This is a genomic window from Protofrankia sp. Cr1 (assembly GCF_963555865.1).
Classification (GTDB): Bacteria; Actinomycetota; Actinomycetes; order Frankiales; family Frankiaceae; genus Protofrankia.
In genome coordinates this window covers 17,838-26,341 of sequence record NZ_CAUVXO010000019.1, presented here as the reverse complement: position 1 = coordinate 26,341, position 8,504 = coordinate 17,838, and the positions used below count along the sequence as shown (strand labels likewise).

General features: G+C 69.7%; 8 protein-coding genes and 1 pseudogene. 5 read left to right on the top strand and 4 right to left on the bottom strand.

All coding sequences use genetic code 11. The features are described 5' to 3' along the window. Positions 1 to 205: 205 nt before the first annotated feature. A pseudogene (locus tag U9980_RS03675) lies at positions 206 to 1,622 on the top strand (magnesium transporter MgtE N-terminal domain-containing protein). Next, positions 1,619 to 2,200, top strand: coding sequence for a DUF1003 domain-containing protein (locus U9980_RS03670; protein WP_322766673.1), 582 nt, complete (start codon positions 1,619 to 1,621; stop codon positions 2,198 to 2,200). The pseudogene U9980_RS03675 and the gene U9980_RS03670 overlap by 4 nt, the downstream one beginning before the upstream one ends. Before the next feature lie 43 nt (positions 2,201 to 2,243). On the opposite strand, the gene U9980_RS03665 is transcribed toward U9980_RS03670, so the two are convergent. Beyond that, positions 2,244 to 2,633: a chorismate mutase gene (locus U9980_RS03665; RefSeq protein ID WP_322766681.1), complete on the bottom strand. Its 390-nt coding sequence runs from the start codon at positions 2,631 to 2,633 to the stop codon at positions 2,244 to 2,246. Positions 2,634 to 2,820: 187 nt separating this feature from the next. Between U9980_RS03665 and U9980_RS03660 the strand changes: the two genes are divergently transcribed. Beyond that, positions 2,821 to 3,648 (top strand): PD-(D/E)XK nuclease family protein, encoded by an 828-nt coding sequence (locus U9980_RS03660; RefSeq protein WP_322766672.1) that lies wholly within the window; start codon positions 2,821 to 2,823, stop codon positions 3,646 to 3,648. A gap of 141 nt (positions 3,649 to 3,789) precedes the next feature. Beyond that, complete coding sequence (locus U9980_RS03655) at positions 3,790 to 4,956, top strand: pyridoxal phosphate-dependent aminotransferase (RefSeq protein ID WP_322766680.1); 1,167 nt, start codon at positions 3,790 to 3,792, stop codon at positions 4,954 to 4,956. Positions 4,957 to 4,983: 27 nt separating this feature from the next. Here the strand turns inward: U9980_RS03655 and U9980_RS03650 are convergent, their stop codons facing one another. Then, positions 4,984 to 5,814 carry a hypothetical protein gene (locus U9980_RS03650; RefSeq protein WP_322766671.1) on the bottom strand — a complete coding sequence of 277 codons (831 nt, stop codon included), beginning with the start codon at positions 5,812 to 5,814 and terminating at the stop codon, positions 4,984 to 4,986. A gap of 10 nt (positions 5,815 to 5,824) precedes the next feature. Next, entirely contained in the window at positions 5,825 to 6,760 is a 936-nt protein-coding gene (locus U9980_RS03645) for an oxygenase MpaB family protein (protein ID WP_322766670.1), read from the bottom strand. A 187-nt stretch (positions 6,761 to 6,947) separates the two neighbouring features. Between U9980_RS03645 and U9980_RS03640 the strand changes: the two genes are divergently transcribed. Further along, on the top strand, positions 6,948 to 7,307 hold the full coding sequence (locus tag U9980_RS03640; RefSeq protein ID WP_322766669.1) for an antibiotic biosynthesis monooxygenase: 360 nt from the start codon (positions 6,948 to 6,950) through the stop codon (positions 7,305 to 7,307). Between the two features lie 25 nt (positions 7,308 to 7,332). Here U9980_RS03640 and U9980_RS03635 read toward each other — a convergent pair. Continuing rightward, the coding region (locus U9980_RS03635; protein ID WP_322766668.1) for a hemolysin family protein at positions 7,333 to 8,504 on the bottom strand (1,172 nt) is incomplete at its 5' end.

Here is an 8,504-nt window from a genome sequence, read left to right as displayed (position 1 = left end):
CCGCACGTCAATCGCGACCATTGCAGACGGGCTGTCACACACTTATGAGCAGTATCGCGGCATTCGGGGTCGGGCGCGAGTGGAGCCGGCGGCCGTGGCCTGGCTGGTGCAGCGCGGCGCGAGCGGAGCAATGATCATTTTTGCCAAGAGCGCCCGGCATCGGGGGCGGAGGTAGCCTCACGCCGTGACCACAGCACCGGCTCGGCTGTTCTGCCGCAGGCTGGCGGGCCTGCTTGTCCTCGATCCCAACGGGGATGTGGTCGGGCGAGTCCGTGACGTGGTCGTGACCCTGAGACTGGGCCGCGAACCGCCGCGCGCGCTGGGGCTTGCCGTCGAGGTGCAACGCCGTCCCATCTTTGTGCCGATCAGCAAGGTGACCGGGGTGGAGTCGGGCGCCGTCGTGCTCTCCTCAGCCCGGTTGAGCTGGCGCCGGTTCGCGCAGCGTCCGGGCGAGATCCTCGTGCTCGGCGAGCTCCTGGACCGGCAGGTGACGTTGGTCGCGACCGAGGCGACCGTCACAGTGGTGGACGCGGCGATCGAACCGATCCGCGGTGGCGACTGGGTGCTCGACCAGGTGGCGGTACGGACCGGTCGGCGACGACGCGGCGAGGTCCGCACGGTCTCCTGGGATGAGGTCAGCCGGCATCTCGTTGCCCGCGGAGACCCAGGGTGCGGCGAACCTGCTCGCGGCGTTCGAGAAACTCCGCCCCGCGGACCTCGCGTCCCTGCTGCACAATCTTTCGAGCAAACGCCGGGCCGAGGTCGCCGCGGCCCTTGACGACGAGCGCCTCGCCGACGTCCTGGAGGAGCTGCCCGAGGATGAGCAGATCGAGCTGCTCGGCGGGCTCGCCGACGATCGAGCGGCTGACATCCTGGAGGCGATGGGTCCAGACGATGCCGCCGACCTGCTGAGGGACCTGCCCGCCGAGGAGGCCGAGCGGCTGCTGCGGCTGATGGAGCCGCAGGAGGCGGCACCGGTGCGCCGGCTGCTGGTCTACCCGGACAACACCGCCGGCGGTCTGATGACCAGTGAGCCGGTGATCCTCGGCCCGAACGCGACCGTGGCCGAGGCGCTCGCGCGGGTGCGGGCGCCGGAACTGTCACCGGCGCTGGCCGCGCAGGTCTACGTGGTCCGCCCGCCGTTCGAGACCCCGACCGGACGTTATCTGGGGCTTGCGCATTTCCAGCGGCTGCTGCGGGAACCGCCTGGGACCCTCGTCGGTGGCATCATCGACATCGACATCACCCCGCTGCGCCCGGAGACGTCCCTGCCGGAGGTGACCCGCCTGCTCGCCTCGTACAACCTGGTGGCGGTCCCGGTGCTGGACGGGCTCGCCAGACTGGTCGGTGTGGTTACCGTCGACGACGTTCTCGACCACATGTTGCCGGCCAACTGGCGGGAACGTGATCTGGATTCCGATGCCCGCGCGGGCGCTCTCGGCGATTCCGCCGATACCGCCCACAGCGATTCCGACGGTGATTCCCGCGGTGACACCCACAGTGATTCCCGCGGTGACACCCACAGTGATTCCCACAGCGATGCCCGAAGTAACGCTGTGAGCACGGCGTTGCCAGGCGGTCAGGATCGGCGCGACAACGGTCTGAGGCGGCCCGGATCATGAAGATCCGCCGCGGTGCGGGCAGGCTCGACCAGCCTCGTCCGTCACGCCGTTCAGCGTTGGCCCGCCGGCCCGCCGAAGCGGACGCCTTTGGCCGGGTTGCCGAACGCATCGCCCGGTTCATCGGAACCGCCCGTTTCCTTGTGCTGCAGAGCGTGGTGGTCGTAATATGGATCTGTTACAACATTGTCATGCCGCTTGACCTGCGGTTCGACAACTATCCGTTTATCTTCCTGACATTGGCGTTGTCGTTGCAGGCGGCTTATGCGGCGCCGTTGATCCTGCTGGCGCAGAACCGGCAGGACGACCGGGACCGGGCGAACCTCGCTCAGGACAGGGAGCAGACCGGCCGCCAGCTCGACGACACCGAATACCTTGCCCGCGAGATCGCGGCGGTTCGGGTCAAGATCGGCGAATTGGCGACCCGTGACTACCTGCGCTCGGAGCTGCGTACGGAACTGCGAGCGCTGTTGGCGGAGTCCGTCGCCGTCGGTGAGGATACCGACGGCGGTCAGCGGCGTGGTGCTGGCACCCAGGCGCGACGCGCTGAACGTCGCAACGCCGCTGACCGGCGACCATGACCTGGCAGAAGTTCTGTGCGGGTCGAGGTGAGTCGCGATGGCGTCAGGTAAGAGATCCGCGGCAGAGGGTGAGAATAGACAGTGCGATTTCGACCCCGCGCGGTCCGAGTTCCCCCGACCATGCCGCGATGATTTCATTCTCCCGCGAGTGCTCGATGCGCGGACCGCCGTCAGCCGAGCGCAGCGCCTGAATCTGGCGGGACACATCGAGGCGTGCCCCGACGAGCGCGCGAAGCTGGGTATCGATCTCGTCGATGGCCGTTCGGCCGTCCTCGATCGAGGAGATAGTCGGCGCGGAGGTGACAGAGTTGAGCGCTTCCCTTGTCATCTGGGCCCTTTTCGTCCGTGGCCCGGCCGCCCCAGAGCCTCGTGAGCCCGGGTGAGTCCGGGCCGTCTGGTCTCGGTGTGTCGCGTCAGTCGCGAGGCAGCCCAGGGGCCAAGCCCGGCCCCTGGTAAAAGTGATCCGGCGATCTACGTGCGCGGCGCGCGCAAAGGTCGGATGTACCGGTCACATCCACCAGCATGCCAGGCGAGAATGCCACCGTCCAGTGGTCGTTCGGTTACCATTGTGTCGACGGCGCCGCTGCCGTGTGCCAGCCGCCGAGTGACAGGATCATGTCGTGGACCAGCTGCAGTTGGACGGAATGCCGCGGCGACTTTTCGTGTGCACGCCGTCGAAGCTTTCCGCCTTTGCCGACTGCCCGCGCCGGTACCGGATGGCATACCTGGACCGCCCGGCACCGCCGAAGGGCCCGCCGTGGGCTCACAACTCGATGGGTGCCAGCGTGCACAACGCCCTGCGGGCCTGGTGGGACGAGCCGCTGGCGGGCCGTACCCCGGCTCGCGCCGCGCATCTCGTCCGCCTCGGGTGGCTGCTGGACGGCTGGCGGGACGCCGATCAGTCGGTTCGCTGGCGGGAGCGGGCAGCGCAGATGGTGGAGCGCTATGTGGCTGGGCTTGATCCGGCCGCCGAACCGGTGGCGGTGGAACGCCAGGTAGCCGCACGCACCGAACGGTTGGCGCTGTCCGGGCGGGTCGACCGGCTCGACGATCGTGACGGTGAGCTTGTTGTCGTCGACTACAAGACCGGCCGCCGTCCGCTCACCGATGACGATGCGCGAGCCTCCCAGCCGCTCGCCCTGTACGCGCTCGCGGCGTCGAAGACGCTGCGTCGGCCGTGCTGGCGGGTTGAGCTGCATCATGTTCCCACCGGCGACGTGCTGGCGGCCGAGCACGACGAGGCGTCGCTGGGCCGCCAACTGCGCCGCGCCGAAGCCCTGGCGGACGACGCCGAGCGCGCGGGCGAGGCGTTTCGCGCCGGCGCCGCGCCGGACGCGGCGTTTCCGCCGTCGCCGGGTCAGCTGTGTTCCTGGTGCGACTATCGGCGGCATTGTCCCGAGGGTCTCGCCGCCGCTCCCGACCGCCAGCCGTGGGACGCCATCGCCTGAACTGACGGCGACCTGAACTGACGGCGACCTGAGGTACGCCATGATGAACCGGTGACAGCGCATTCGGGTATCGGCTCCGCGGTCTGGCTGCCCCAGGTACGGCCGTCGGGTGCGGACGAGCCGGCTCGAGCCCAGGGCGGCATCTCGCCCCGGGTGTCGGTGAAGGCCGGGACCTTCACCGAGTCGGTCATCCGGGAGATGACGCGGCTTTGCCTGGCCCATGACGGGATCAACCTGGCGCAGGGCTTTCCGGACTTCTCCTGCCCCGCCGAGTTGAAGGAGGCGGCGAAGGCCGCCATCGACGCCGACGACAACCAGTACGCGATCACCTGGGGGGCGACGGCGTTGCGGCACGCGATTGCCGACAAGGTCGCCCGCACCTATCCGGGCTGGACGGTGGACCCGGAGACCGAGATCTGCGTGACCTGTGGCTCCACTGAGGCGATGATCGCGGCGATGCTGGCGCTGGTGGATCCCGGCGACGAGGTGCTGCTGTTCGAGCCCTTCTACGAGAACTACGGCCCGGATGCGATCCTGTCCGGCGCTCGGCCCAGGCTCGTCCGACTGCACGGACCCGACTGGAGCATCGACGAGGCCGAGCTGCGCGCCGCCTTCTCCGACCGGGTGCGTGCTGTCGTGATCAACACGCCGCACAACCCGACCGGCAAGGTCTTCACACGCGCGGAACTGGAGTTGCTCGCCGAGTTGTGCCAGCGGCACGACGCGCTTGTCATCACCGATGAGATCTACGAGCACATCCACTATCTCGGTCCGGGTGGGCATGTCCCGCCCGCGACAGTGCCCGGTCTCACGGACCGTACGATCACCATCAACGCCCTGTCCAAGACCTACGCGGTGACCGGATGGCGGGTCGGCTGGACTGTCGCGCCGCCGGCCTATACCGCCGCCATCCGCAAGGTCCACGACTTCCTGACCGTGGGCGCGGCCGCTCCTCTGCAGGCGGGCGGGGTCGCCGCGATGGCGTTGCCGGCGAGCTACTACGACGCCATCGCGGCCGAGTACCGGCAGCGGCGTGACCTGTTGTGCGGCGCGCTGGCCGCGGCCGGATTCGAGGTCCGGCCGCCCGACGGCGCGTACTACGTCATGTGCGGAACCCGATCACTGGACCCCGCCGGCGAGGATGTCGCATTCGCTCGCCGCGTGCTTGCGACGACCGGGGTCGCGGCGGTTCCCGGTTCGTCGTTCTTCGCCGATCCCGCGGACGGTCGGCACATCCTCCGGTTTGCGTTCCCGAAGCGACTCGACACCCTGCGGGCGGCGGCCGACCGCTTGGCGGTCCTCGCCTGAACCGTCTCGCCTGAACCGCGTTGTGGATCATTCGGCGGTGATCAGGGAGGGCACGGGGATGGGGTAGCCGCCTTCGGCCGCCCGCGCCCGGCCGCGGCGCAGCTCGGCGCCCAGCCAGCGCAGGTAACCCTGCACGGCGGGCCGGCCAGGCCTGCGATGCCTGCCATGCCATGAAGCGCGAAGGCAGTCAGCGTGTGATCGCAGCCAGCTGGCGGGGCCGGCCGCTGGCAGCCCGGCCGCCGCCAGCATTACTGAACGTGGCGGTAGCAGGTAGCGGCCACGCAGGTACTCGCTGATCCAGCGGCCCTGGGCGTCAGCGAGCCGAACGGTGTCGGCGCCGTCCGACCCGTCCACCGACCCGTCCACCGACCCGTCCACCGACCCGGGCAGGCGCCCGCATCGGTACACACCGTCGGTGTCCAGGCTGAAGACACCGCCGAACAGCGGCGGTCCGATGCTGGGGCCGGCCGCGCGGTCGGCTTGGTCTTCGACCTGGTCTTCGGTGACCACCACGACATCCCATCGGGTCACCTGTTGGTCGCTGTCGCGGAGATCGAAGGGTCGGCGGCCGGTGTCAACGGGACGGGTGTCATCCGGGCGAATGCCGCTGTCGCCGTCGCCGTCGCCGTCGAGCCGTGTGATCCGGTCGGCGAGTCCGCGCTCGCGCAGATAATCCTCGGCGGGCGTCGGGGCCGCTGTCACCGTCGCCGGGCGCTCGGCACCCGTGACCACGGGTCTGGCAGGGGCCGCGGCGGGTACGAACAGGCGTGCGTCCAGGCCGGAGTCGACGAGCGCGAAGACGGTCACGCCGGCGGTGGGTCCGCGCCCGAGCACCGCCACCCGGGGAAGTTGCGCCATGAACAGCAGACTAACCAGTATGTGTCAGATCGATACATGCTCCGGTGGGTTCTTCGGTCGGTGCCGGCAGGGCGGGGCATCGCAGTGCGGGGCGTCGCAGGGTGGCGGGTGTCTGGAAGAGCGAGCGCGGCAGTCCGAGGAGTGCCGCGCGTGCCGCTTTGCCGCACCGGGACGCGATCAGCTCCACCGCGGCGACGTCGGGTAACCCGTAGAGCCGGCGGGTCCAACCGGGGAGCATCCCGACCGCGATGGCGGTCAGTGCTGACCACGCGGGTCGCGCCGGGGTGGCCAGCGCCACCCACCGGGGCATCGGCGGCCGCAGGATGATCCCGACCGCTTCCCGGGACGCCGCGGTCACCCGCAGCCCCGGCCGCATTCGGGTGAGGTAACGCTCGACCTCCGCCCGGCTGGACGGGACGTCACGCGCGGGGATGCCGACGAGTTCGGCCGCGCGGACCTGCTCGGCGAAGTAGGTGTCGGCCTGGCGCTCGGTGAGGGCCAGGCCACATCGGCGGGTCGTGCTGAGGAAGGACTCGACCTCGCTCACGTGCACCCACAGCAGCAGCTCGGGATCGGCGGCCCGGTAGGGCCGGCCGCTGCCCGCCTCCACCCCGTGGATGCCCGCGTGCACCCGGCGTACCCGCGCGGCCGCGCGGTGGGCGGCGTCCGTGCTCCCATAGGTGATCGTGCCGACATAGTCGACGGTCCGCCGCAGGCGTCCCCACGGGTCGTTGCGATAGGTGGAGTGATGGGCGACACCGGCCATGGCCAGCGGGTGCACCGCCTGCAGGAGCAGCGCCCGGATCCCGGCGATGACCATGCTCGGGTCGCCGTGTACCCGCCAGGTCACGCTGGACGGTCCGAACAGGCCGACATCCCCGTCCGGCTGCGTCGGCTCTGCGCCCGGAGCCGCGCCCGGGTGCATCCGATGCCGTTGGTCAGCCACTCGCGCATCCTCGCTCGGGACGTTATGGAATCGAATGACGCCAGATAGTGTCGCATGAGGATGGCAACCCGATGCAGGAGGTACTCAACGTATCGATCTATCGTCTTATGGTGATGATGTGGCAGATCGGTCTCATGGGCAGGGGTAGGCCCGCACGACAGCGTGCCGGACGAACTAACGTGGCCTCATGAGCATCGTGAAGATCAATGTGTTGACCGTTCCGGCTGAGATGCGGGCCACTTTGGAGCAGCGCTTCGCCGGTCGGGCGGGCATGGTGGAGGCGGCCGACGGGTTCGAGTGGTTCGAGCTGCTGCGTCCGGTGGAGGGCACTGACGCCTACCTCGTGTACACGCGTTGGCGCAGCGAGGAGGACTTCGGCACGTGGCAGGCGTCCAACGCCTTCCAGGCTGGTCATGGCGGATCCGGCGGACCCGGCGGACCCGGCGGACCGGTCGGACCGGCCGCGACCGGGTCGCAGCCCGCCGCGACCGGGGCGCAACTGTGGTCCTTCGAGGTGGTGGCGGCGGCCGCGCCCAAGACCACCTGACTACGTGACGGCCTGACCCGCCAGGTCAGCGCATCCGGTGGCTGGCGTCCTCGATCTCGCCCACGAATTCTTCCACCACGTCCTCGAGCGCGACGACCCCGATGGTCGTGCCACCCGGTCCGGGTACGCGGCCGAGATGGCAGCCGGTCCGCTGCATCAGCCGTAGCACCTCGTCCAGTGGCAGGTCCGGGCGGACCTCGACCATGGGTCGGAGCCGGCGCGGCGGCAGCGGTTCGTCCCGGGCGTCGCTCTGGATTCCAAGGACGTCCTTGGCGTGGACGAAGCCGACGATCATCGTACCTGCCGTGGCCGTGGTACCGGGTGCAGCCAGGTCGGTGGGTGTCTCGGTGGCCGCTGGGGCAGATGCGTTCGGAGCCCGGACCGGAAAGCGGGAGAATCCGGTTCGGGCGACCAACATCTCCAGCTCGGCCGCACTGACCGACCACGGCACGGCCACGGTCTCATCGAGGGGAATCATGACCGAGCGGGCGGTTCGTTCGGGCAGTTCCAGCGCGCCGGTGAGCAGGTTGTGCTCGTAGTCCTCCAGTAGTCCCTGCTGTCGGGATTCGGCGATCATGACCGCGAGCTGGTCCGGGGTGTAGGCGGTGCTGAGCTCGTCCACCGGCGTGACCCCGACGAGCCGGACGCACCAGTTGGCAACTGCGTTGAGAAAGACGATCAGGGGGCGGGCCAGGCGCGCGAACCGCACCAGCGGCGGCGCGAGCCGCAGCGCGGCCTGCTCCGGCCCGGCGAGAGCGATGTTCTTCGGCACCATCTCGCCGAGCACGATGTGCAGGCAGGCGACGATCGCCAGCGCGACCGCCAGCCCGATCGGTCTGTACATGCTCGCGGGGACGCCGAGTGCGCGCAGGCTTCCCTCGAGCAGGTGAGCGACGGAGGGCTCGGCCACCGCGCCGAGTCCCAGCGAACAGATCGTGATACCGAGCTGGGACGCGGCAAGCATGAGCGACAGGTTTTCGATCGCCGTGCCGACCGTGCGGGCGCGGTGGTCACCCGCGGCCGCCATGGGTGCGATCCGGTCGCGGCGGACCGAGATGACGGCGAACTCGGCACCGACGAAGAAGGCGTTGCCGGCCAGCAGGATGACAGCGCCGATGAGGTTGAGCAGCGTCATCGGCGTCCCCTCACCGGGTCCGTTCGTTCCCACCGGTGGATGGGTCGACCCGCCGGTCCGGA

Coding starts and splice junctions, on each gene's coding strand:
- U9980_RS03670 (WP_322766673.1), top strand. CDS start 1,619: ATGAAGATCCGCCGCGGTGCGGGCAGGCTCGACCAGCCTCGTCCGTCA.
- U9980_RS03650 (WP_322766671.1), bottom strand. CDS start 5,814: ATGGCGCAACTTCCCCGGGTGGCGGTGCTCGGGCGCGGACCCACCGCC.
- U9980_RS03640 (WP_322766669.1), top strand. CDS start 6,948: ATGAGCATCGTGAAGATCAATGTGTTGACCGTTCCGGCTGAGATGCGG.